This is a genomic window from Paenibacillus turicensis (genome assembly GCF_017873435.1).
GTDB classification, from domain to species: domain Bacteria; phylum Bacillota; class Bacilli; order Paenibacillales; family Paenibacillaceae; genus Fontibacillus; species Fontibacillus turicensis.
The window spans coordinates 43762-67467 of the sequence record NZ_JAGGKG010000001.1; the positions used below are offsets into that span (position 1 = coordinate 43762).

23 protein-coding genes are annotated in these 23706 nt (G+C 38.5%); 3 read left to right on the forward strand and 20 right to left on the reverse strand.

The window, feature by feature from the left end:
• Positions 1–9: 9 nt before the first annotated feature.
• From J2Z32_RS00165 to J2Z32_RS00175, 3 genes are all read right to left on the reverse strand, one after another.
• Positions 10–297 (reverse strand): ubiquitin family protein, encoded by a 288-nt coding sequence (locus J2Z32_RS00165; protein WP_210087137.1) that lies wholly within the window; start codon positions 295–297, stop codon positions 10–12.
• Positions 298–309: 12 nt separating this feature from the next.
• A complete protein-coding gene (locus tag J2Z32_RS00170; RefSeq protein WP_210087138.1) occupies positions 310–1062 on the reverse strand; it encodes a vWA domain-containing protein in 753 nt (250 codons plus the stop codon).
• A 151-nt stretch (positions 1063–1213) separates the two neighbouring features.
• Positions 1214–1486, reverse strand: coding sequence for a WXG100 family type VII secretion target (locus J2Z32_RS00175; protein ID WP_342453890.1), 273 nt, complete (start codon positions 1484–1486; stop codon positions 1214–1216).
• Positions 1487–1820: 334 nt separating this feature from the next.
• On the opposite strand from J2Z32_RS00175, the gene lplA reads away from it, so the two are divergent.
• Complete coding sequence (gene lplA, locus J2Z32_RS00180; protein ID WP_210087139.1) at positions 1821–2825, forward strand: lipoate--protein ligase; 1005 nt, start codon at positions 1821–1823, stop codon at positions 2823–2825.
• 53 nt (positions 2826–2878) lie between these two features.
• The gene (locus J2Z32_RS00185) at positions 2879–3676 is read left to right on the forward strand and encodes a Cof-type HAD-IIB family hydrolase (protein ID WP_210087140.1); all 798 of its coding nucleotides are present in this window, start codon (positions 2879–2881) and stop codon (positions 3674–3676) included.
• Between the two features lie 205 nt (positions 3677–3881).
• Here J2Z32_RS00185 and J2Z32_RS00190 read toward each other — a convergent pair whose 3' ends face one another.
• The 7 genes from J2Z32_RS00190 to J2Z32_RS00220 form a co-directional block, all read right to left on the reverse strand.
• Complete coding sequence (locus J2Z32_RS00190; protein WP_210087520.1) at positions 3882–4463, reverse strand: ATP-dependent Clp protease proteolytic subunit; 582 nt, start codon at positions 4461–4463, stop codon at positions 3882–3884.
• Positions 4387–5271, reverse strand: coding sequence for an RNA polymerase sigma factor (locus tag J2Z32_RS00195; RefSeq protein WP_210087141.1), 885 nt, complete (start codon positions 5269–5271; stop codon positions 4387–4389). The genes J2Z32_RS00190 and J2Z32_RS00195 overlap by 77 nt, the downstream gene beginning before the upstream one ends.
• Before the next feature lie 72 nt (positions 5272–5343).
• Positions 5344–6135, reverse strand: coding sequence for an MBL fold metallo-hydrolase (locus J2Z32_RS00200; protein ID WP_210087142.1), 792 nt, complete (start codon positions 6133–6135; stop codon positions 5344–5346).
• 26 nt (positions 6136–6161) lie between these two features.
• Positions 6162–7496, reverse strand: coding sequence for an amidase (locus J2Z32_RS00205; protein ID WP_210087143.1), 1335 nt, complete (start codon positions 7494–7496; stop codon positions 6162–6164).
• A gap of 186 nt (positions 7497–7682) precedes the next feature.
• Complete coding sequence (locus J2Z32_RS00210; RefSeq protein WP_210087144.1) at positions 7683–8273, reverse strand: TetR/AcrR family transcriptional regulator; 591 nt, start codon at positions 8271–8273, stop codon at positions 7683–7685.
• Positions 8274–8320: 47 nt separating this feature from the next.
• On the reverse strand, positions 8321–8947 hold the full coding sequence (locus J2Z32_RS00215) for a YigZ family protein (RefSeq protein ID WP_210087521.1): 627 nt from the start codon (positions 8945–8947) through the stop codon (positions 8321–8323).
• 105 nt (positions 8948–9052) lie between these two features.
• Positions 9053–10408, reverse strand: a complete 1356-nt coding sequence (locus tag J2Z32_RS00220) for a glucose-6-phosphate isomerase (RefSeq protein WP_210087145.1) — start codon at positions 10406–10408, stop codon at positions 9053–9055.
• 211 nt (positions 10409–10619) lie between these two features.
• Here J2Z32_RS00220 and J2Z32_RS00225 point away from each other — a divergent pair, with 211 nt between their 5' ends.
• Positions 10620–11516 carry an NAD(P)-dependent oxidoreductase gene (locus tag J2Z32_RS00225; RefSeq protein WP_210087146.1) on the forward strand — a complete coding sequence of 299 codons (897 nt, stop codon included), beginning with the start codon at positions 10620–10622 and terminating at the stop codon, positions 11514–11516.
• A gap of 118 nt (positions 11517–11634) precedes the next feature.
• Here J2Z32_RS00225 and tkt read toward each other — a convergent pair whose 3' ends face one another.
• The 10 genes from tkt to J2Z32_RS00275 all read right to left on the reverse strand — a co-directional run bounded on the left by tkt (position 11635) and on the right by J2Z32_RS00275 (position 23683).
• The gene (gene tkt / locus J2Z32_RS00230; protein ID WP_210087147.1) at positions 11635–13656 is read right to left on the reverse strand and encodes a transketolase; all 2022 of its coding nucleotides are present in this window, start codon (positions 13654–13656) and stop codon (positions 11635–11637) included.
• A 350-nt stretch (positions 13657–14006) separates the two neighbouring features.
• Positions 14007–14900, reverse strand: a complete 894-nt coding sequence (gene purU / locus J2Z32_RS00235; protein ID WP_210087148.1) for a formyltetrahydrofolate deformylase — start codon at positions 14898–14900, stop codon at positions 14007–14009.
• Positions 14901–14974: 74 nt separating this feature from the next.
• Entirely contained in the window at positions 14975–16084 is a 1110-nt protein-coding gene (locus J2Z32_RS00240; protein ID WP_210087149.1) for a deoxyribonuclease IV, read from the reverse strand.
• Between the two features lie 117 nt (positions 16085–16201).
• The gene (locus J2Z32_RS00245) at positions 16202–17797 is read right to left on the reverse strand and encodes a DUF6382 and FHA domain-containing protein (RefSeq protein ID WP_210087150.1); all 1596 of its coding nucleotides are present in this window, start codon (positions 17795–17797) and stop codon (positions 16202–16204) included.
• A gap of 32 nt (positions 17798–17829) precedes the next feature.
• Entirely contained in the window at positions 17830–18336 is a 507-nt protein-coding gene (locus J2Z32_RS00250) for an A24 family peptidase (RefSeq protein WP_210087151.1), read from the reverse strand.
• 18 nt (positions 18337–18354) lie between these two features.
• The gene (locus tag J2Z32_RS00255) at positions 18355–19422 is read right to left on the reverse strand and encodes a pilus assembly protein (RefSeq protein WP_245251010.1); all 1068 of its coding nucleotides are present in this window, start codon (positions 19420–19422) and stop codon (positions 18355–18357) included.
• Positions 19388–21631, reverse strand: a complete 2244-nt coding sequence (locus J2Z32_RS00260; protein ID WP_210087152.1) for a hypothetical protein — start codon at positions 21629–21631, stop codon at positions 19388–19390. Before J2Z32_RS00260 ends, J2Z32_RS00255 begins: the two co-directional genes overlap by 35 nt.
• 38 nt (positions 21632–21669) lie before the next feature.
• Entirely contained in the window at positions 21670–22341 is a 672-nt protein-coding gene (locus tag J2Z32_RS00265; RefSeq protein ID WP_210087153.1) for a TadE/TadG family type IV pilus assembly protein, read from the reverse strand.
• 38 nt (positions 22342–22379) lie between these two features.
• Positions 22380–22688: a Flp1 family type IVb pilin gene (locus tag J2Z32_RS22610; RefSeq protein ID WP_342453891.1), complete on the reverse strand. Its 309-nt coding sequence runs from the start codon at positions 22686–22688 to the stop codon at positions 22380–22382.
• A 128-nt stretch (positions 22689–22816) separates the two neighbouring features.
• Positions 22817–23683 (reverse strand): type II secretion system F family protein, encoded by an 867-nt coding sequence (locus tag J2Z32_RS00275; protein WP_210087154.1) that lies wholly within the window; start codon positions 23681–23683, stop codon positions 22817–22819.
• Positions 23684–23706 lie beyond the last annotated feature (23 nt).

Below are 23706 nucleotides of genomic sequence, written 5' to 3' on the forward strand. Positions count from 1 at the left end.
TCAAATAGATTATTCAGATAAGGTTGAATATGTATGAGAACGTTCTAAATTTAAACAATACCCATCCAATATCCCCAATTCTTCTAAGGTAGCATCTAAGGAAATCGGCTGCCAATTACCATCACCTGAACTAATGAAGGGATTAAACTCTTCTTTTTTGATTCCCATCGGCAACCAGCCTGTAGCTAATGAAAAAATGAGGTCAAGCAAATCATGGAGCGGAATATTGTTAGGGAGCGCCATATCTTTACTTTCACTAACCCCATCCATACTTAATGTAATCCATGTTTGATTCAATTAAAAAGCCCCCTATCGAATTGGCGTTGCCGCTGACATTTGAAAGCCCAAGGCGATTAAATCCTTACTCGTTGCAGGCAACATCATCAGTGCATCCTTTTGAATGGAATATGCAGATTCCCGCATCATATCTCGGTAAGTATCTGGTATGATGGAAGACATTCGCATTAGCTTTTCTGTATAAGGATCTGGCATAAACTGATTAGGTACAATCCCCCGCCAAGCCTTAGCATCTCTTACCTTCCCCTGTGTTGCTTCTTCTGTTAAAAAAATATTTTCTATTAAAACGGGGCCATCTGGCAAAGACAACTCCATAATTTCCTTCGCAATTGGCTCTGGATCTTCACCTGTGTATACACCATCGGTTAGATGACAAATAATTGGAGCAGGACATTGGCCCATCGTTGGCATTTCCGTTTGTAATATTTTTAGTGCTTGTCTAAAGGCTTTAGCAGTATCCGTAAAACGCTTTGGATATAACTGTGGAAGCTGACCACGATTTGCAATACGGTCAATAGACTTTACACCATTTAACAAATCATATACCTCATCACTATACGCCAAAATCGCAATCCGATAACGAGGAGATAAATGATTTCCTTTCGTAGAGCGATAAACAATTTGACGCATAATCGATTGCAGCGCCTCATTAATAATGTCCACCCTGCGTCGCCCTTCAAACTCCAATGTCATCGACCCACTAATATCTATGAGGTAAATTAATAAGGCAGGTGTATCTGCGGTAGCTCGAATTTCGTAACTCACGATTTCTAACCCCTTAATCATATTTTACTAAATTTTATATCTTATCTAGTTACTGTGTCCTGCTCTAATGATCAAATAGGCCAAACCATCACTTGGTCTGACCTATTTAATCTTTTTAAATTGTAGCAAGTAAAAATTATGTAGCAAAAAATTAGCTTTGTTGATCTGCCAATCTGAAGCGTTTTGCAATTTCAGTTAACTCTTCTCCAACAGCATTTAGCATTTCGATATATTGATCCATACTCTTCTTATCTGCATCATAACGTTGGAAGAACTTATTTTGTGTCATCCCTTCCCATTGTCCTTGCATGGATTGGATCGCTGTGTTAAGTCTTGATGCAATCTCTTGACTCTGTTGAGCACCTGATTTAAATTGTCCTGCAATACGATCCATTTCTTCTGGTGTAACTAAAATTTTAGCCACTTAAACTCCTCCTAAACTAGTAAAATATAACTATTATCAGTATGATATTACCAATACTTTCGTTTTATATCAATACAATTTATTACATTTTTACTAACTCAATGAATTTTTACTCTATTTTTTGTGATAGAATACCTAATTTACATATTAATTCAATTTTCATCACAATTTTATTAATATAAATTAACGATCCATTTTTTGTTCTAGAGACTTTTTTACTACATCCTTTTATAACTTTTCTTTGGTTTAAAGCCCTAAATTAGTTTACAATATATAATGTTGAGTTTTTATTTTCGTACTAGCTTGTTACATATAAGATAAAGGAGTGGAAATCATGCGTTTTATCGACAACCAAGGGATCACAGATCCTGCGATTAACTTAGCAATTGAGGAATTTGCGCTTAAGCACCTACCGATGGATGAGGATAGCTATTTGTTATTTTATATTAATGCGCCCTCTGTCATTATTGGGAAGCACCAAAATACAATTGAAGAGATCAATAACGAATATGTAAAGGAAAACGATATCAAAGTCGTTCGTCGTCTTTCTGGTGGTGGCGCAGTATATCACGATCTGGGTAATTTAAACTTTAGTTTTATTACTAAAGACGATGGACAATCCTTCCACAACTTTCGCAAATTTACGGAGCCTGTTGTAGAGGCCTTACATGCGCTTGGTGTAAAAGCTGAGCTAACTGGACGTAATGACCTTCAGGTTGGCGAACAAAAAATTTCAGGTAACGCACAATTTTCAACACGTGGACGTATGTTTAGCCATGGAACCTTGATGTTTAACCTCAATCTGGAGCACGTAGGAGCTTCACTCCATGCTAATCCAGAGAAATTTAAATCTAAAAGCACAAAATCTGTTCGCAGTCGTGTTGCTAATATTATTGATTTTTTAGAGCAAAAGATGACCATTGAAGAGTTCAGAGCTCATTTACTACAGCATATTTTTGGTTTGGATGTAGCGGATGTACCTAAATATGAATTAACCGAAGCGGATTGGATTAAAATCCATGAAATTTCGGCAGAGCGTTATCAAAATTGGGATTGGAATTATGGTTTATCTCCTGAGTCAAATGTAAAGCACTCTAAAAAATTCCCTGTCGGGATCATCGACCTTCGCATGAATATTAAAGACGGGAATATTGATGAAATTAAAATTTATGGTGACTTCTTTGGTGTTGGTGATGTTACTAATATTGAAGATAAGCTTAGAGGGGTTCGCTACACAGAAGAGGACGTCACAAAAGCGTTAGCTGATGTTGATATCAAACATTATTTTGGCAATCTTCCAAAAGAGGACTTTATTGGTCTTATTTTTCTAGAGGAATAAGATTGATAATAATATAGAGAATTAACAAATGACTAATTGGATAGGAGAACAACATGTACAAATTGATTTCAATCGACATCGACGATACGTTAATTAATGATAAAAAGGAAGTTACACCTGCAACAAAAAAGGCTTTGGAGCAAGCGATTGAAGCGAATGTCGTTGTTACGCTAGCAACAGGTAGAGCTTATGCTTCTGCTCAAGCGATCGCAAGACAAATCGGACTTAATGTACCGATTATTACGTATCAAGGTGCTTTAATTAAAAATCTGTTAGACGAGGCTGTGTTATACGAACGTTATGTACCACAAGCTGCTGCGGAAAAATTGTTCCAATATTGCCTAGAGCACGATCTTCATTTACAAACCTATATCGATGATAAGCTCTATGCACGGGAAGAAAACCAGAAGCTCATCGATTATGTCGGGCTAAATAAAACCAAATATTATGTCGAGCCTGATTTTGCTAAGCTGATCCCTCTACCAACGCCCAAAATGCTTATCATTGATGAGCCAGAATATTTAGATGAACTTGCACCAGTCTTACGTGAATTACTTGGCAATGAAGTGCACATCACTAAATCCAAGCCTAATTTCTTAGAGATTATGCATTACGAAGGAACAAAAGGACATGCACTTAGATTCCTAGCAGATCATTTTGGCTGTAAATTAGAAGAAACGATTGCAATTGGCGACTCCTGGAACGACCATGAAATGCTTGAAGCCGCAGGATTAGGAGTAGCGATGGAAAATGCGATCCCTGCCCTTAAGAAAGTAGCAGATTATATTACCGCAAGCAACAATGATGATGGTGTAAAGCATGTCATTGATAAATTTGTGCTACAAGCTTAGGCTCTATTTAGTAATTAGTACTTGACAACGATAGGAGTTTGGTAGCTACGATCCAGAGCGTTCTTGCGATTGTTGTTAGTTAGCCGTCAAGCAGAGATACAATATCAAAAAGGGAAATGTAACCGGAGGACAATTCCAATACATCTCCCTTTTTGTTTGTGCGAGATCCGTCTTGATCGTTTGTTATAAACTTGTTATACGTGTTCTATACCTGTGTAATCACTTGATCCACAAGCCCATACTCCACAGCCTCTTCTGCGCTGTAAAAATGATCTCGATCCGTATCCCTAATTACCGTCTCGATCGGTTGACCTGTGCGTTCTGCAATGAGTTCGTTCACCTTTTGACGTGTCCGCATAATCCATTCTGCATGAATATGAATATCCGAGGCTTGCCCTCTAGCACCTCCTAATGGCTGGTGTAACATCACTTCACCATGGGGCAAAATGTACCTTTTCCCTTTTGCGCCACCCATTAACAAAATCGCACCAAAGCTAGCACACATCCCGATACAGGTTGTAGTCACATCTGGCTTAATTAACTGCATCGTATCATATATCGAATACCCTGCCGTCATTACACCACCTGGACTATTGATATACATATGAATATCCTTCGTTGGATCTTCCGCAGATAAGAAAAGTAGCTGTGCAACAATGGCTGTGGCCATTTGATCCCCGATTTCACCGCATACCATTATAATTCGATCCTTAAGCAGCCGTGAGTAGATGTCGTAGCTTCGCTCTCCAAGGCTTGTTTGTTCTACTACATAAGGAATTGCGTTCATCATTTTCCCATCTCCTTAACGAAGCATTTGTATTTGGCTGCCAGCCTGCTTCAAGAGACTCTTTCAAAACGGTGGATGTATTATTTGCAACTACAGATGCCAAAGCAACCGCAGGCTCAACAATATCCTGTAGCCCTAGCTCTACAATTGAAGCCATATCGCCACTTCTAAATGCAAGCAAATACGATTTAAGCAATTGGTCTGATTTATTTTGACTACGCTCACATTGCTGTTTTGGAGCTAAAGACGATGAATCCAATAAAGAAGTTGCTTGTTCATCCTGTCCTTTCTCTAGCTCCCGTGATTGTATTCGAGAAAGTGTCTTTCTTGCTCGGTGTAGTGCAACACGCACTGCCCCTTCTGTCGTTGATAGCAAATCTGCTACCTCCGGACCTGAATACCCAAATACATCCCGCAATAACAACACAGTTCGCTGTAAAGGAGGCAGGGAAGTAATAAGCAGCTCCAATGCTTCCTCTACCTTCCACTCTACCTCCCAATCCGCAATGAAGCTTGACTCGTGCGATGACAATTGGGAAATAAAGCTACGTGCATTGGTTTGCTTTCTCATTTCATCAATCCAACAGTTTTTAGCAATCGTAATCAAATAAGCTTCGATATGAAGCGTAGATGTTTTGCTTTGTAATTTGGGCCACGCCTTCATCAGCGTTTGCTGGAACAAATCCTCGCTGTCCCAAACATTACATGTAAGCGATAGGCAATAGCGCCGAAGTGCAGGTAGAGCCTGCTCTAGCTCGTTTTGAATAGAGTTCATTACCGCAGGCTTGGCGGTAGCTACAAAGGTCATGGAATTGGGGCCCCCTTTCATTTCCCTTGATACACTTCGTAAACGGGTGATGGTATCGAAACGTTACACCTTTCAGCCACTAATTAATTTAACCTCCATATTTGTGTATGCAAATTGAACATGTTTAGGCAGTAAACCAGGATGACGTCGTAAATCAATATCATGAGATTGGTGAGTAAAAATTGCATACTTAGGCTTGACCTCAGATAATAATTGTAACGCTTCCTCCACATCATAAACCGATCTAGTCTCAAACACTGCATTTTCCTTATAAAAGCTAGTTCCTAACACAAGCAAATCAAGCCCTTGCAATAATACTTTTTGCTCCTGAGTTAGATCAATAGCATCGGAACAGTACACCCAGCGATAATCTTGTTTTTCAAAGCGATAGGCATATGAATATCCGTTTTTACCATGATTGACCTTCCACCCTGTAATTAACCAACCCGCTAGCTTTAGTCCCTCATCAATCGGAAATAGGTTTAGCTGCCTAGGAAGCCAAGGAAATTGAACTGTAATAACATCTAATACTTCCCTAGGAGCGTATAAATTACCTTTGCGCCCAAGCCATCGGCAGGCATCAGCCCACTGCGGTAAGCCACCAATATGATCAAAATGCGCATGAGTAACCACAATATTTTCCACGAAACGTTGTTTATTGACCTCCATTTGGGTGTTCCAGTCAGGACCACAATCAATCAGAAATTGTCCGTCCTGCCCCGATACCTCAGCAAGTGAGCGATAACGGCGATTAATCCCTGTGTTTCTAGCCTCCTGACAAACATCGCAATCACAATAAACACGGGGAACACCCATCGCATCCCCTGTACCCCAAAAGGTTAAAGTATCTAATTCCTTATTCATTTCAATTAAGTCCCTTTATGTTTTTATCATAATTTTACCATAATATCTGTCTTTAATATTTCCTCAATTAAACCAGAATACGCTAACAATTGCTCATCTCTACCATAAGGAGCAATGCATTGAAAGCCAAGTGGCAAATGATTCATTTCCATCAGGGGTAAGCTTAATGTCGGACAACCCGCATATGTCCAAATCGATGTCATTCCTGCCCAGCCCGTAGGTCCACCAATGAGAGGAGCCGGCCCAGCTTGTGCTGGGGAAATCCATAAATCAATGCCTTCAGCATCTGCAGAAGCCTGTAATTGTTGTCTAAGCTCTAATTGGTCCTTGCGGTATTGCTTTAACTGCTGTTCATCTATATCTTTACCCGCTACAATCGCTTGATGGACTGCTTCCCCATAACTTGCTTCATAACTAGCAAACCAATCCCTATGACCAAGCGCCAATTCACCCCGGGCTAAATTTAACATGTCATAGCCAAGTAATAAGTCATTACTCCACGGCATGTCAACCTGTTTTACAGTAAACCCAGCTTGGGTGAGTTGTTCTACTTTATCCATAAAAATTTCATATACCCCTTTTTCAAGCAATTCCATGAATACCCCGTTAGGAATTCCTAAGACTGGCTTTCTACTTGGCTCTACTGTTTGCCATTTTGGAACTAAGCATGCTGCAGCATATTTCATACTTTCTAAATCCTGTGTAAACATTCCAAATGTATCAAAGGAAGGAGACATTAAAAGACAACCATCAAGTGGTACACGACCATAGCTTACTTTAAACCCTACAACACCACAAAATGAAGCTGGCGCCATAACAGAACGTAACGTTTGTGTACCGATAGCAAGTGGAATCATACCTGATGCTACAGCAGCGGCTGATCCCGCACTTGAACCTCCAGATGTATGTGCAAGATGATGTGGATTTTTGGTAGGGATAACACTAGCATAAGCAAATTCTTCTGTCACTGTCTTCCCCATCATCCAAGCCCCTAGCTCCTGCAATCTTTTAACAACCCATCCCTCATTACCTGTTAGCACTTCAGCAGGAAGCTTTGAGCCCCCATATGTAGCAAATCCATCTACGTGAAAAAGGTCCTTCACAGCTACGGGTATACCTAGTAAAGGTAAAGCGTTCTCTCCATTAAGTGCTAGATGCCTTGAATTGTCTATTTTTGTTAACAAAAGTGTTTCTAACTCACTTTCATCTTTATCGTGAACGAAGGCTTGAATCTGTTCCTCAACTTCATTAAATCTTGCATCAAAATGCCGCTCATAAATTTCTTGCGCAGATAAACTAGTATAAGTATGTACCGAACTTAGTGAGTCATAAATAGAGTTTTTCTTTAAAAACATCATCATTTGTCCCTCCACTAATTTTTATTACTACTCTACACCCACCCAGCACCAAATAAAAGGAAAAAGCGCACTTCTATCATCTAATAGAAATACGCTTCCATTCACTTTTAGTTACATATTTTTCAAAAACAATGTACTAATGAGAAGTAGTAATAATGCAGTGTATTAAAGTCATTAACTAAAATAATATTATACATTTTTTAATCTATAACTTAGCATTTGGACGTGAGCAATCGCTGCTGGTTTTATTTCATCAAAGGTTAAACGATCTTGAATATAATAGGATATAAAGCCATGAAGGCTTAGAAAAATACTTAGTGGAAATGAAGGATGATGCTCCAAAGAATGCCCTTCCTCATGCAAAAACTGGCGCACAATGATGTCAAATCGATTTAAACATTTTGCCTGCTCACTTCGACAATAAGTTAAAATTTCTTCATCACGAAGCATGAACATTATTTCATACTGATAGGGATTTTGAACACCAAACTTAATAAACTCCAGCATGAGTTGCTCTAGCTTAGATAAGCCTTCTTTTGTAGGTGATGTAAGCACCTTTTGAAACATATCTGATAAATGATTAAAATCCTGCACGACAATAGCATAAAACAATTCTGCTTTTTCTTTAAAGTGATAATATAGTGATCCATGACTGTATCCTAAATGCTGTCCAATACTTCGCATGGAAATTCCACGATATCCCTTCGTAATAAACAAATGTCTTGCAGCATCCATAATCCGTTCACGCGACAATTCCTGTTCTACTGCTCTTCTAGCCATAGGCTTTATTCCCCTTCAACAAGCATAAACGGCATTGCCGTCCTTACTTATATTTCAAAGTAAAGCTTCTCACCTTCCGTCAAAATAACTTGTCCTTGCGTAATATCTACAAGCCAAGCCTTAAACTCCTCTGCCTCTTCTTCTCTAGGCAAACATAACAATGTGACTTTGTCTGAAAACTGGGTTTCACCACTTTTTGTTCCACGATTACGTAGTTCATTTTCCATTTTCCCTAACCAAGTATAATCCAATTCGGCAAAAATTTGACGATGTAAGCCCCAATGAACAACCTCTCCTGCCTCAATGGCTGCAACCGCACCATCTGTATAAGCACGAATTAATCCACCAGCACCAAGCATAATTCCACCAAAATATCTCGTAACAACAATAGCTACATTTTTTAAGCCTTGAGCTTTTATCACTTCTAAAATCGGCTTACCCGCAGTACCGCTAGGCTCTCCGTCATCAGATTGCTTCTGTATTTCATCCCGCTCACCAATCATATACGCGGAGCAGTTATGCGTTGCATTCCAGTGCTTCTTTTTTATTTCATCAATAAAAGAAACCGCTTCTTCTTCAGTTTCCACTGGCTTGATATAACCAATGAATCTTGATTTTTTGATCACAATTTCTTTATTGCCTGCTTGCCGTACACTTTTATATGATTCCAACATCTTCCTCATCCTTACTAATGTACCAAGAAGCAGTTCAACCGTTAAACCGGCGAACTGCTCCTCTGGCGTTTGTAATCTCTTCTTTTTCAAAAAGAGAATGTAAACTTATTCAGAAAGACGGGATTCCAATTCCGCTTTTTCTTTCTCATAACCTGGTTTGCCCAGAAGTGCAAACATATTTTTCTTGTATGCCTCCACACCCGGTTGGTCAAATGGATTAACCCCTAATAGGTATCCACTAATACCACAAGCTTTTTCGAAGAAATACACTAAATACCCAAAGGAATGTGGAGTAAGGTCTTCTACATTTACAACCAAGTTAGGCACTTGTCCGTCAGTATGTGCAAGCAACGTGCCTTGGAATGCTTTTTTATTTACAAAATCAACTGTTTGTCCTGCAAGGAAGTTAAGTCCATCAAGATCAGCAGGATCTGATTCAATTGTAATATGACTTGGTACTTCTTTTACTTGGATCACAGTTTCAAAGATGTTACGGTTTCCTTCTTGAATAAATTGTCCCATAGAGTGAAGGTCTGTTGAGAAATCAACTGCAGCAGGGAAAATACCTTTATAATCTTTTCCTTCACTTTCGCCGTATAATTGCTTCCACCATTCAGAAACATAGTGCAGGGATGGCTCATAGTTGACAAGGATTTCAGTAGCTTTACCTTTACGGTACAAAGCATTACGCACAGCAGCATATTGATAGCTTGCATTTTCAGCAACGTTTGGATTGCTAAATTCTACAGCAGCTTCAGCAGCGCCTTGCATCATTTCATCAATGTTAATGCCTGCAGTTGCGATTGGAAGAAGACCTACTGCTGTAAGCACAGAATAACGTCCACCTACGTCATCAGGAATAACAAAGGTTTCATAACCTTCTTCATTAGAGAGCTTTTTAAGCGCACCCTTTTCACGATCTGTTGTTGCATAAATACGTTTACGAGCTGCTTCTTTACCATATTTCTTTTCTAGCTCAGCACGGAAAATACGGAAAGCAATCGCTGGCTCTGTAGTTGTACCTGATTTAGAAATGACATTGACAGAGAAGTCCTTACCGTCAACAAGGTCTAGCAAATGGTTCATATAAGTTGAGCTGATATTGTTTCCTGCGAAATAAATTTCAGGTGTTTTACGTTTTTCTTTAGGTAACTCGTTATAGAAGGAATGAGACAAGGCTTCAATTGCCGCACGTGCACCAAGATAAGAACCGCCGATTCCAATTACAATTAAAACATCGGAGTCACTTTGGATTTGGGCTGCTGCCTTTTTGATGCGAGCGAATTCTTCTTTATCGTAGTTTGAAGGTAAGTCAATCCAACCTAGATAGTCAGATCCTGCACCAGTGCCTTTATGTAGCTGCTCATGTGCAACTTTAATGTATTCTGCAAGATAATCTACCTCATGTTGACCAACAAACTGTAGAGCTTTACTGTAATCAAACGTTACCTTTTTAGACATACCAAGAAAACCTCCATCACCAAAATAGTTTTATTTATAAAAAAAGATTACTTTTAAAAATCTCTGAACCTTCTATCCTATTAAAATAAGGATACTGTAAATTTAGATTGAAGACAAGTACACATTACACACTGATTACACACTCTGTCACGTAACATGGTAAAATAAAAAGAACGGACAACCGTCCAAATTTTACAAGAAGGTGACCAAGTTGAAAAAAATCGGATTTATTGGTTTAGGTACAATGGGCGCCCCCATGGCGTCCAACCTACTTAAAAAAGGATATGAAGTTACGGTATATAACCGAACGGAATCAAGATGTCTTCCTCTTGTTGAACAAGGTGCAAAGGCTGCACAAACGCCCAAAGAAGCTGCTTTAGGTGCAGACACTGTTATCACCATGGTAAGTAATGATGAATCTATCGCTGCCGTTTATGAAGGCGAAGCAGGTGTACTTGCAGGAATTTCATCAGGCATAACCGTAATTGATTGCAGTACAATTTCTCCAGCATTAAGTCAATCATTAGCTAAAAAGATTGTAGCTGCGGGTGCTAATTTCCTTGATGCTCCAGTCACAGGCAGCTCTCCTGCTGCCATAGGTGGTACTCTAGTATTTATGGTAGGCGGAAATCATGATGTACTTGAAGCAGAGCGTGATATTTTTGAAACCTTAGGGCAAAAAATTATTCATATGGGTGATAACGGTAGCGGTTCCGTTGCTAAGCTTGCACATAATACGATCGTTGGTATTAATAATTTAGCTTTGATCGAAGGTTTTTCGATTGCGGCTAAATCAGGCATTCCTGCACAGTCTTTTCTTGAACTCGTACAGCTTGGCTCAGCGGGTAGTAAAGCAGCGGAATTAAAGGGTCAAAAGCTAATCGACCACGATTTCACCAATCAATTTTCATTATCCCTTATGCTCAAAGATCTGAAGCTTGCCTCGGCTCTAACTGATCAAGCATCTATCCCAACACCAATGCTTAATGTAGCAAAAAGCTTGTTCCAAGCTGGGGAAACACAAGGCTTTGGTGAAGAAGACCTCTCCGCAGTTGCTAAAATATATGAAGCATGGATTCATCAAAAAATCGGTGAACAATCAAAATAATTAACTGGAGCTACCCAGTAATTTATTAGCGGATTAATCCACTAAAGTTGTATTTTTAAAAAGAAGGCAAATCCGATAGTCGGACATGCCTTCTTTTTTAAGTTATTTTGGCCAATAATTATTTCAATTGGTCTTTCACATGTTTTACTACATTTTCAACAGTGAAGCCATATTCAGCCATAACTTTATCCCCAGGTGCAGATGCGCCAAATGTGTTAATGCCGATAATTGAACCCTTCTCACCAACATAACGCTCCCAACCAAATGGATGTGCCATTTCGATTGCAACACGAGCTTTAACATCTGGAAGAATAACAGAATCTTTGTATTCTTGTGATTGCTTATCAAATAGATCCCAGCTTGGTAAGCTTACTACAGAAACATCGATACCTTCTTCAGCAAGCGCAGCTTGAGCTTTAACTGCCAATTGCACTTCAGAACCAGTAGCAATTAATTGAACAACTGGTTTACCTTTTGAAGGAGAAATCACATAACCACCACGTTTAATACCTTCACGTGCTAGCTCTGCACTTTTCTCAAGAATTGGTAAGTTTTGACGAGTTAGTACTAATGCCACAGGATTTTCTTTGTTTTCAACGCTATAAGCCCATGCAGCAGAAGTTTCGTTAGCATCAGCAGGACGAATTACAGTAAGTCCTGGAATGATACGTAAGGAAGCAAGCTGTTCGATTGGCTCATGCGTAGGACCATCTTCACCAACTGCGATACTATCGTGTGTTAACACATAAGTAACAGGAGTTTTCATGATGGAAGCAAGACGAACTGCTGGACGCAAGTAATCAGTAAATACAAAGAATGTACCACCGAAAATTTTAAGTCCGCTGTGAAGAGCTACACCATTCATAACAGCTGCCATACCAAACTCACGAACACCAAAATAGATGTTACGACCATCGCGGGATTCTGGTGTATACACAGGCAATCCTTTAAGATGAGTCATCGTTGAGCTTTCAAGGTCAGCAGAACCACCAAGCAATTGAGGAACATTGCCAACAAGACCGTTTAATGCATTACCAGAAGCTACACGTGTAGACAAAGCGTTGTCTCCAGCATTGTATTTAGGAAGATCCTTATCCCAGCCTGCAGGTAATTCATTTGCGATTGCAGTTTCAAATTGCGCTGCTAATTCAGGATATTTTGCTTTATATTGTTTAAAGTTTTCGTTCCATGCGTCATAAGCTGCAATTCCATTAGCTTTGACTGTAGCAAAATGCTCACGTACTTCTGCTGGTACATGGAAATCTTCTTCATAAACCCATTTATAAAATTCTTTAGTTAATTTAGCTTCGTCTTTACCAAGTGGGGAACCATGAGTACCACCATGACCACCTTTACCTTGCTTGTTAGGGCTACCATAACCGATTACAGTTTTAACTTCAATTAAAGTAGGACGCTCAGTATCACGTTTTGCCTCTTCAATTGCAGCTTCGATTGCTGCTAGGTCGTTGCCGTCTTCAACAAGCAATGTTTGCCAGCCATAAGCTTCAAAGCGTTGACGAGCATTTTCAGAGAAACTTAAGTTCAATTTACCATCCAAAGAAATATCATTAGAATCATATAAGAAAATCAATTTGCCCAATTTCAAATGACCAGCTAGAGAAGCAGCTTCACTTGCCACACCCTCCATCAAGTCTCCATCACCACAAATACCATAAGTATAATGATCTACAACTTTGAAATCATCTTTGTTATAAGTAGCAGCTAATTGAGTTTCAGCAAGAGCCATACCTACAGCCATAGCCAAACCTTGTCCAAGTGGACCTGTAGTAGCATCTACACCAGCAGTATGTCCAACCTCTGGGTGACCTGGAGTTTTACTTCCCCATTGACGGAATTGCTTAAGGTCTTCCAATGATAAATCATATCCACTTAAATGAAGCAAGCTATATAAAAGCATAGAACCATGACCTGCAGATAAAACAAAGCGGTCGCGGTTAACCCAAGTAGGTGCGTCTGGATTGTGAACCATTGATTTAGCAAAAAGCTGATATCCCATTGGAGCTGAACCCATTGGCATTCCTGGGTGACCTGAGTTTGCTTTCTCGATCGCATCAATTGCTAGTGTACGGATCGTAGTAATTGACAAGTTATCAATCGTATTGTTGTCTGAAAGTGGCATTTTTGATTTCCTCCTTAGATTGTAAAAGCATACAAAATTGAAGTTCAAAACATTCAATTTGAAAAGATCATTTTGACTTTATCTATTGTACCATTTCATTTTGATGTTTGCCAACGTTTTCTTATTAGGGCGTGTCTGAAAACTCACTCAAGGTCATCTATTACCGCCTTTTCGCCTCCTACTGCGTTACTTTTCCTTGACTTACCCCGGTAAGCCTGCGAAAAAGTGCCTTGTATGAAGAGAAAATTCGCCAATATCTACTCCCTGCACAATCGCAAGAACGCTCTGGATCGTAGCTTCCGGACTCCTATCGTAGTCAAGTACTTATTTCTAAATAGAACCAATTTAGTCTAATTAAAAACTACCGTTTTATTTTGATGAACAAGAATTGCATCATCAATATGCCATTTTACAGCGCGAGCCAAAACAACACGTTCAATCGTTCTACCAATACGTTTTAGTTCATTAACATCGTCGCGGTGGCTTACACGTTGAATATCTTGTTCAATAATTGGACCGCCATCTAGCTCTTCAGTGACATAGTGTGCAGTCGCACCAATAATCTTCACACCACGCTCATAAGCCTGAGCGTAAGGTTTTCCACCGACAAATGCCGGTAAAAAGGAATGATGGATGTTAATAATCCGATTGCGATAAGGCGCAATTAAAGCAGGAGAAACAATTTGCATATATCTTGCCAAAACAATTAAATCAACTTTACCATTAACAACCTCTAGTTGCTTTTGCTCAGCTTCTGCCTTTGAATCTGCTGTAACTGGGATGTGATGATAAGGGATACCAAAGGATTCTACGTATTCTTTCATATCGGGATGATTACTTACAACCATTGTAATGTCCGCATCCAAATCACCTGCTTGCCATTGCCATAAAAGCTCTACAAGACAATGATCCTCTTTTGATACAAAAATCGCAATTTTCTTCTTATTGCTTAGCTGGTGAATGCTCCATTCCATTTGAAAAGAATCAGCAATGCTGGCAAAATCCTGTTTAAGCATATCAATTTTTTGCTCTAATCCTAATAAATCAAACTCTATTCTCATAAAAAACATTCCGCCCTCAGGATCAATCGTATATTGATCTGATTGCACGATATTAGCACCATGCTGATGTAGAAATTGAGAAATAGTAGCTACGATCCCTGGACCATCTGGACATGAAATTAACATTCTAGCGCGATTTTCATGTGTTGTTTTAGTACTGTGCCCTTTTTTATGAATACTCATGAAATTATCTCTTCCCCCATAACATGATTCTAATTAATTACTTATTTTTAAACTCTGCACGTTAAATTCTTATATCAAGCTTGAGCTAACCAAGCAATAATTAGCTTATTTATTTCCTCTTCAGAATGATTTGTGAAAAGATTAGCTTCTGTGATTAGATCAAAAAGTCTTTCTAATGGCTCACGTGGATCTAATTTTTTAGCTTTTGCATCATTTTTTAACACATTCCAAACATCTAGCACATAGGATTTAGGGTCAATGTCTTGCTTCTTGTAAAATTGTCCCAATAACTCAACCTCACCTAAAAAGCCTTCGCCAAAGCGACCAGCAACGTCACCACGCAATAACGCAATTTCAATTTCATACATCGGACGTTGTGTTTTTGCATTTTTACCGATCCAAGGTGTTTCTAAAATAAACGGTCTACCTTGAAGGAGTGGATGGTGAACTACATTATGAATCGTGTCATAACCGATATAACCTGAACCAATTGGAGTATGGCGGTCTTTCCCTGCGCCTAACGGGTTTTTACTATCATTAATATGAACAACCGCAATTCGATCTAAACCAACTAAAGAATCAAACTTCTGTAGCACGCCATCTAAATCGTTAACAATATCATAACCTGCATCATGAATATGACAGGTATCCATACAAACTGTTAAGCGATCATTACGCTCCACTTTATCAATAATAGAAGCAAGCTCCTCAAAGCTTCTACCCATTTCCGTTCCTTTTCCCGCCATCGTTTCTAATGCAATATTTACATCTGTTTCCTTCACACCATTTAAAACTTCATTTAAACCTTCTGCAATTCGATTAATGCCATATTCAGCATCTTTATCTGTAAATGCCCCAGGGTGAAGCACGATATTTTTAACGCCTATCGCATGTGTACGGCGGATTTCCTCCTGCAAAAATTCAACAGCAAGCTCATACGTGTTTTCCTTATAAGAACCTAGATTAATAATATAAGGTGCATGTACAACAATTTCTTCAATGTTTGCTGCCTGCATGTCCAATTTACCTTGCTCTATATTCATAGAATCGATAGGCTTACGACGAGTATTTTGGGGTGCTCCAGTATAGATCATAAAAGAGCTTGATCCGTAAGAAGTAGCTTCAGCTGTCGCTGAAATAAGACCTTTATCTGAAAAAGAAACGTGAGAACCAATTTTTAGCATTTTATTGCCTCCCTAAAATTTGAATACGACTACTACTCAATTAATTTAAAATTAATCCTTATTTTAGCTTTATTAGAGTAATAAATCTATACCAAATCAAGGTTATCCAACAAATTGCTATGAAATACAATATTTAAAAGTGACACCAGCAATAACAAAGCTTTCTCCTACTTGTATGGGGTACTCCTTATATGGCGCTATCCACTCCGAATTTAACTTTGTGCCATTTTTTGAGCCAAGATCCTTTAGTGTGCAGTGATCAGAAGTTAAGTTTAATTCTACATGTGCACGAGAAACCCCACTTACCTGTTCAATGTATTGCGCTAGCTTACTGTCCCTACCAATGATGAAATGACGACGATCCAACACAATTTTTTCAGGTGTACCTCCTTCAATTCCATAACGCTCCAAATATCTCTGAGTGGGATTGCTATCATGGTGTAACAAAACAGTTGGTGGACTTTGTACAGGAAGATTGCTTTGGTTGTTTTTTTGCAAAAAGCTATTTTCAGCAGGATTGTTACCTAATAACTTTTTGTCATTTAGGGTTAGTTCATTAACTTCCCTATTATTTAAAGTTGTAGGGTTGTTATTTAACTTCGCTTCGTTCACTAAACCTAAATAGCTTTGATTCTCTGACGAGCCATTGGAGTTGTTGTTCCATCTCCATTGCTGTTCAAATTCATTTTCCTTTTTTGAAGTGAAAATATTTTTACTAGTTAATATCCAATACGCGACTCCAAGTAGGATAGTAACACCTATACTAATATATAAATTCACTTTTCCTTGATGATTTAAATAAACAAACCTCCACCATAAAGCATCTACAATAACTATACCTATCAAAATATACATCGGCTTTATCCGTAGGGATTGGCTATCTTCTTCATCATTTGAAGTCAAAGAAGCGGAAACTTGTATCCGTCTTTGATCTTGTTGATTAAAAAGTGGGGACTCGACAGGAGCAACTACATTCTGATTTTGAGCGGGTGCGCTACTACTAAATCTAAAGGGCGGCTGCTGATCTATGAACCCTCCTTGTAAGGGCTGATGCGATTGACTTTCTTTATCTGATTTATCCGGTCGATATGCTTTAAAAGGCCGCTCATCAGGCACTTCATCAGTTAACAAAGACAACAACAGCTTTTTACATTGTTGAAAAGAGAAGATTTCGTCTTTGCATAAAGCAAGTAATTGCTGTACCCCGTTGCCCTCCATATTTTGAACATGCGAAAGTAGCGAGGTGACCAAGGACAAAAACTTATGCTGAATAGTCTGCTGAATATTTTGTTGCGTTTTCTTTATTTCTTTAGGAAAGTTAAGTGGAACATAGGTTAAATATAAGACGGCACAGGATAATGACCCTTCCACAAAAATATAATCCTCTTCTAATATGTAATTGTCATGTGTAAGCATATAGTTTTTACTGTCTTCTAATATTGTAATAATTTGTAGCAACAAACTATAAAAATGGGACAAGTTTAATTTATCGCTTTTCAAGCATTGGGATAACATCTTTTTACCTGTAATGGCATATTGAAATGAAACTTTAAAATTAATTTCATCAATATGTATGGGAAGAAGTCCTGAAATAGGAGAGCTTAACATTTGACGCTCAACATGGTTCACATCACTTGAAATTATTCCGTTTTCTGTACTAAGCACCATCAATGTATCACCTGCTCGGATAAAATCCACTTTAAATGTAGGCAACTTTATCTCCTCCCTAGTAACCAAACTATTAACTATACATATAAAAAGGCTATAATTGCACCTGGCAATACGGCTAACATAAACGGAAACTGCAACTGTCCTTTCGCATTTGCTTGGATTGGCACGATGCTTTTCAGCAAAATTGCACCAAATATACTTTCAAAAACACGTTTAATACGTTGAAAGGCTTCTCTTCGCCAAAGTAAAATTAAAATACCGATCAGACCCGCAACAAATATTGAATACATCATTGTGGTCAAAGTTAAATATGTCCCTACCCATGTTCCGATAGCACCAAACAGCTTTACATCTCCACCCCCTACAGCGCCACACAAATACAAGATCAGCATAATTCCAAAACCAACGGCACCACCTTCAAGAGCATGCCAAACACCTGAAAAACCATCAACAATAAAATGAAAAATCACACCTAGACACATTGCCGGAACAGTTATTTTGTTAGGAATTTTCATAGATTTGATATCTGTTATAAATGAAATAACAAGCAGTATAAAAAAGCCCCAGTATTGTAAGAGCATTATATCCTCAATTCCCCCTTACTCTTTATTAGATACATCAAAATTATCTACTGTACGTGCACCTGTTTCTGTTTCAACAACTAACGTGCCTTGCGAGCTTGGAGTTGTATTTCCCCCTACTAGCCATTCCCATTCAAGAACACCATTTTCATCCGCAGTTGCTTCACCTAAATATTTGGCAGTACTTACCCCACTTTTGTAGTAAATGATTAACGTTGCGGTTGTACCCGGCTCTACTTTTGCCTTAACCTTTGCTTTTCTACCTATGTATGCAGGCTTTGGCTTTAATAAAATTGTTGCAGGTGTGCCCTTCGAGCCATCGTCTAAACTCCCTTCAACATCACCCTCCCGTCCTTCACCTGTGTCCCCAATCCATATTCTTTCTACTGATTTAGTTTGCAAATAAATAGGTGTTGAGGTGAAGGGGACTTTAATAGGCAGCTCATAGCTAAGTTCAATACCTATGTATGGGCGTTCTCCCTTGCCTAAGTCTGGAATTGTAATAGAGCTAACGTGTAGCCGAGGTTCGTATAGGCTTGTGTGTTTTAGCAGTGGGCGTAATAATGGCTTAATAATCGGATCCAGCACGGCTTCTGATACTTGCGTTTTTATTTCTTCTAAAGGAGTAATTCCTTTATCTACTGCCCTTTTCATCCAACTTGATAGTGGCTCAGGGAGTTTGCTTGTATATTGAGTACTCCACTCTGTGAGCGATAATTTAGGAATGCTCCAAGTGGTATTTATGTTAGAGGTAGATATTGAACTAGGATTTAAGTTAGAGTTAGAGCTTGGGCTTTGCTTAAAGTTTTCCACTACCACAGAAATAGGATAAATATGTGAAGCTACTAATTTTGCAGCATTTGCAGATACGGTATGCATTTGCCCAAGCGTTATCGTCATTTGTACGATATATATTAGGAAAAATATAAACATAATGAATATCGGCATTACTAAGGAGGCCTCTAGCACAACACTCCCTCGTGTCTGAGTAATTTTTAGTTCGTTATCCTTTTTCCTAATAGTTCTTATAGCTTTAATAGCTGTAATATCTCTAATAGTAGAAATCCGCTTGTTTAACCACCGCATAACGCCCTCCCTCGACATATCCCTGTATAACTCCGGACCATTCCAGCATAGAAATGACGCCGGGCATAAACCATAAAGGCATAGATGCTGTCATTGTACATATGGCATAGGTATCTCTCTGTGTTAAATCAATGCTTGTATTCATTCTTATAGCGGCTAACATTCGTGCTAGTCTCGATTCACTTTTTCCATTCAAAAACAATAGTATTCTTAAATGATCCCGATAGGTCACCTTAGCCTTTAAATAGGCGCTAACCTCCACTTCTCCCTCATGACATAAAGTCAAAATATCCATTAATGCATGTTCAATTCCATATAAAATCGCCATAGCTAAAATTAACAATGGGTGCTGTTTGTCTACACTTTTAACTAACCCCTCCATTGTCCGTATCGCAAGACGGAGTGTAAAAATTTCCCCAAAGGCAGCTGCTACATTCCCAATTGGATTATTAAAACCAAATAAAATATATTCCATCTCCTGCTTGTTAGGGGCAAAGCTATCACTATAGGCTTGTAATGGACCCACCCCATTTCCTTTAAAAAGCCCCTCCAATACAGTGACATCAAAATGGGAATAATAACTGGCAATATACTCACTTTCAAAGCTGTTTTGAGATATAGAAGACATCACTTGCGCTAATGAACCATAAAACGAGTCCATGTTACCCATTGCATTTCTACCTTCTTGATATGGGTCGGTTTCTAAATTGTGATCAGTAGATTTTGTAGAAGATAAGTTGTTGTTAAATTCCTGAATGTGTTTATAGTATTTTTCAAGCTCATTAAACTTGTCCTGATTCTCCTTGAAGCTAGTCGTTATTGATTTGAGTTGTTTAAGAATAGAATTGAACTGTCTCAATTTTGTTTTTGCTGTTTTTTCTGCCGATTTCCTTTCGTTATCATGACTACGATGCTGGTTTAGTGTTTGGACAGTTTGTTGTATTTTATTTTCTGCATTACTTTTCACAAAATAACGTAAATATTGCTCTACTTGCCCATTAGTATTAGTAGAAACGCTTTGAAAATGATTAGCTGCTGCCGTACCTGCAATAATGGCTTCTTGTTGAGATAACAAAATATCTAGTTGGCTGTTTAAAGTATTAAAGAACGCTGCTTGCTCATCGATTCCTTGCTTAAGAGCGATAAACAATTTTTCAGGTAATAGTAATGACTGAACCTTTCCTCTAATTTTAGAAATAGCTTCCCCATCACCAACCTTTTCGTTCCCACTTGTGCTTGCTGACTGTGTTACTGTGTTGTATCCATCTTGCTGAGATCTTTGATCCGATTCTTTAATCACCTGCTCCATTTGTGTGTTTAATGATTGGGCTTCCTCTAATCTTTCAACAGCTTCTCTTAAAAAATTAGGATGCTTTTCAAACGCCTTTTGCTTTGCTGACTGAATTTTGTTAAAGATGCTATTTACATTGGCTTGATAATTAGATATTGATAATTTGATTCGCAGCTTCTCCATATATCTAGCATTTTCTTTTTCATTGTTAGAAGCTGGATATTGATCTTCCCAGTTTGCAACCTGCTCTAACCAACCCTGATAACTAGGATAAGTGGTAACAATGTTTTGTAATGAATCAGATACTAAAGTTGAAAATGGCGAAATCGTGTTAGCCCCACTTTTTTGTGATTTAATCATCTCATCTAGTCGATTTTCACGTTCATCATAAAGCTTCTGTAATCGCTCTAAAATATCAACCGTATGGGAAGCCTCCTTCATCACTTCCGCCATTGGTTTAAAAGCATTTATAATATCAAGCGTAAAATCGATTGGTGCTTTATATTTCATTTGCTCCCTAATTTGAGCTTCAAAAATGCTATATGTAGCAAGGGGCCTCGTCATCTCGATGGTAGAGGATTCTAAAGCATCCCCTAATAGGGGGAGACTATTTTTGCGCTTAGAAAGCTTGTAGCTTTGTTCAAGCACCTTTGATACAATGTCATTTTCATTAGTTTCACCATATGCGAATAACCCATATTGATCAGCAAGCTGTGGATCATAAGCAGAAAGAAGAGAGCGAGCAGCAGCATGAGATAACCATTCTGTTTTTGATTGCAAAGCATATATTCTTGCAAAATCGATAAAGATGGCAACAAAAGCAAAAATACAGGTAAACATTAAAATTAAAAATATCGTTACTGCACCACGTTCAGCTTGATAACGCTTTGAAAAGATAGCTTTTAATCGTGAAAACATAGCTCTTACTCCCCTCTTCCTGTAAAGAAAATGGCTTTTTATTTGCCAAATAAACGTAATGCTGCCCCTGCCTCCACTTGCTTAACATGAATTGGACTTGTTGACTTTGCTTTAAATTTAGCTCCATAATATCTGCCTAATTCTACGGTGCGAATAAACTCAACCGGCTCAACAATATACGAGCTTGCATAACCTATTTGGGTTGAATCACCGATAATTTTATCTAGTGGCGTTAAGGAAACTAGTCGTTGCAAGGTAACATCTATTTTCCGAACAAGTAACTTATTTTGATAACTCATCTCACCTCTAAAACCAGTTGGTAGCTGTGATGCGACACGTTTTAGCTTTTGTAATGGTAAGGAGTTGTCCGAGCTTACTTCAGCTTCTGTAGAAGGTAATTGTAATGTTGATGCAGCTTCACCACTCGTCCCACTACTCCCCAATAAAAAAATACTTTGCAGCATCGTATCACTAGTTAATCTCCAATATAATGAGTCAGCTTTAGAAGAAATAACTGCGCCTGTTTTTGGATCTCGAAAGCTGTTGTCCCACACATAGCTCGCCCGATCGGCAGCAATCGCCGCCGAATGAGCCAAAAACGCATTTTGATACAAGTACAAGCAAAAAAACAATAACAGCAAAATCGCTATAAAAATAACTGGCAACACAAGTGAAGCCTCAAGTGTAAAGCTCCCTCTTATATCTCGCATATTGCCCTTATTACGAAAAAGCTTCACCTTAATCCACATTACTTATCATTCATAAAGCTCTCAGATTTTGTTTTTGCCTTGCCAAGCAAACTATTAATAATATCCTTGAGTTGAGTGCGGAAAATTCCCGCCAAAATAACAATAACGGCAATAATTAAAATCATTTCCAACATGCCTAATCCTTGCTCATTTGACCCAAATTCTCTTAATTTCCGAAAAGCTATTGTTAACATATAAACACTCCTTAAATTTTGTAGGTAAATATTTGGTTCAATTTTGATATCAGTGCTTACATCTACCCACACTAGCGAAGAGACAGGGAGATTCTGAAGATTGTCTTTAAACATCAAATTCCACCCCTAAACTTAATCCAATAAACGGAATATGATTTTAACAACAATCGCAAGAACTCTCTGGATCGTAGCTTCGGGCGTCTACTCGTCAAGTACTGATTGATAAAAGAGCAATAATTTAGTTAGAAATTCATAATCATAAATGCTGGCGATCCTATTAAAATAATGAGCGCAATAAAAATAAACACCATCGGGAACACAAGCTTGGATGAGGCTTGCTCTCCTAATGTTTTGCTTACAGCCTTCCGTTTTTCCCATAACGAATGAGATAATTCCTTTAAGGATAGAACAAAATCTTGTCCTCCTCGTCGGTAGTTCAATAACAGCGTGGTTGAAAAAACTGAGACCTCCTGTACACCACATCGCTTGCTGAACGCCTCTAGTGCTTGTTGAAAGGAATATCCTGCCTCCCAATCCTTTTGCATTTGGAATAACTCTTTATAAAGTGGGTGATTTCTGTCATTTTCTCTACGCATAAGACATTGAGTAATAACTTGTTGAACCGTCGATCCAGCTCCTACGAGCAATATAATTTTATTTAAAAGTTCAGGTAACTCTAGCAATATTAATCTTTCTCGCTTAATCACTTTTTTGGACAAGTCGTTATAAAGAGCAACTGGAAGCATGATAGCAAGCAATACGCCTATAATTAGCATGGTCATATCACCATCTTGGACAGCAGACAATATAGCCCCAAGTGTAATGATCCCCCAACTGTAGGTCATCATTTCAGCTATAAATAAAAATGTTAGATCAACCGAATAACGTTGCCCCTCTAGCTTCGTAATACTCTGTTGCAGCTTGTAAAAAAATAGTGGAAAACGCCCAGCAATTTTGATTTTATCTAGTATAAACAGCATGGGTTGAGCAAGCTTTTGTAGTTTAATTCCATCCATCTTTAACTCAAGCAGTTCTTTAAATTTTTTAGCAGATTGGCTGTATAAATAAGCCCACGTTAAGACTGAAACTATAATGACTACAACGCCCATACCTATCTTTAATCCCTTTCTTT

What these genes read in the sequence shown, in the direction of transcription:
- J2Z32_RS00250 (WP_210087151.1), bottom strand. Translation starts at nt 18,336, where the DNA reads ATGCTCTTACAATACTGGGGCTTTTTTATACTGCTTGTTATTTCATTT.
- J2Z32_RS22610 (WP_342453891.1), bottom strand. Translation starts at nt 22,688, where the DNA reads ATGTTTAAAGACAATCTTCAGAATCTCCCTGTCTCTTCGCTAGTGTGG.
- J2Z32_RS00210 (WP_210087144.1), bottom strand. Translation starts at nt 8,273, where the DNA reads ATGGCTAGAAGAGCAGTAGAACAGGAATTGTCGCGTGAACGGATTATG.
- purU (WP_210087148.1), bottom strand. Translation starts at nt 14,900, where the DNA reads ATGAGTATTCATAAAAAAGGGCACAGTACTAAAACAACACATGAAAAT.
- J2Z32_RS00265 (WP_210087153.1), bottom strand. Translation starts at nt 22,341, where the DNA reads ATGCGAGATATAAGAGGGAGCTTTACACTTGAGGCTTCACTTGTGTTG.
- J2Z32_RS00260 (WP_210087152.1), bottom strand. Translation starts at nt 21,631, where the DNA reads ATGTTTTCACGATTAAAAGCTATCTTTTCAAAGCGTTATCAAGCTGAA.
- tkt (WP_210087147.1), bottom strand. Translation starts at nt 13,656, where the DNA reads ATGCCACTTTCAGACAACAATACGATTGATAACTTGTCAATTACTACG.
- J2Z32_RS00275 (WP_210087154.1), bottom strand. Translation starts at nt 23,683, where the DNA reads ATGGGCGTTGTAGTCATTATAGTTTCAGTCTTAACGTGGGCTTATTTA.
- J2Z32_RS00255 (WP_245251010.1), bottom strand. Translation starts at nt 19,422, where the DNA reads ATGCGGTGGTTAAACAAGCGGATTTCTACTATTAGAGATATTACAGCT.
- lplA (WP_210087139.1), top strand. Translation starts at nt 1,821, where the DNA reads ATGCGTTTTATCGACAACCAAGGGATCACAGATCCTGCGATTAACTTA.
- J2Z32_RS00220 (WP_210087145.1), bottom strand. Translation starts at nt 10,408, where the DNA reads ATGTCTAAAAAGGTAACGTTTGATTACAGTAAAGCTCTACAGTTTGTT.
- J2Z32_RS00185 (WP_210087140.1), top strand. Translation starts at nt 2,879, where the DNA reads ATGTACAAATTGATTTCAATCGACATCGACGATACGTTAATTAATGAT.
- J2Z32_RS00200 (WP_210087142.1), bottom strand. Translation starts at nt 6,135, where the DNA reads ATGAATAAGGAATTAGATACTTTAACCTTTTGGGGTACAGGGGATGCG.
- J2Z32_RS00215 (WP_210087521.1), bottom strand. Translation starts at nt 8,947, where the DNA reads ATGTTGGAATCATATAAAAGTGTACGGCAAGCAGGCAATAAAGAAATT.
- J2Z32_RS00190 (WP_210087520.1), bottom strand. Translation starts at nt 4,463, where the DNA reads ATGAACGCAATTCCTTATGTAGTAGAACAAACAAGCCTTGGAGAGCGA.
- J2Z32_RS00240 (WP_210087149.1), bottom strand. Translation starts at nt 16,084, where the DNA reads ATGCTAAAAATTGGTTCTCACGTTTCTTTTTCAGATAAAGGTCTTATT.
- J2Z32_RS00205 (WP_210087143.1), bottom strand. Translation starts at nt 7,496, where the DNA reads ATGATGATGTTTTTAAAGAAAAACTCTATTTATGACTCACTAAGTTCG.
- J2Z32_RS00195 (WP_210087141.1), bottom strand. Translation starts at nt 5,271, where the DNA reads ATGACCTTTGTAGCTACCGCCAAGCCTGCGGTAATGAACTCTATTCAA.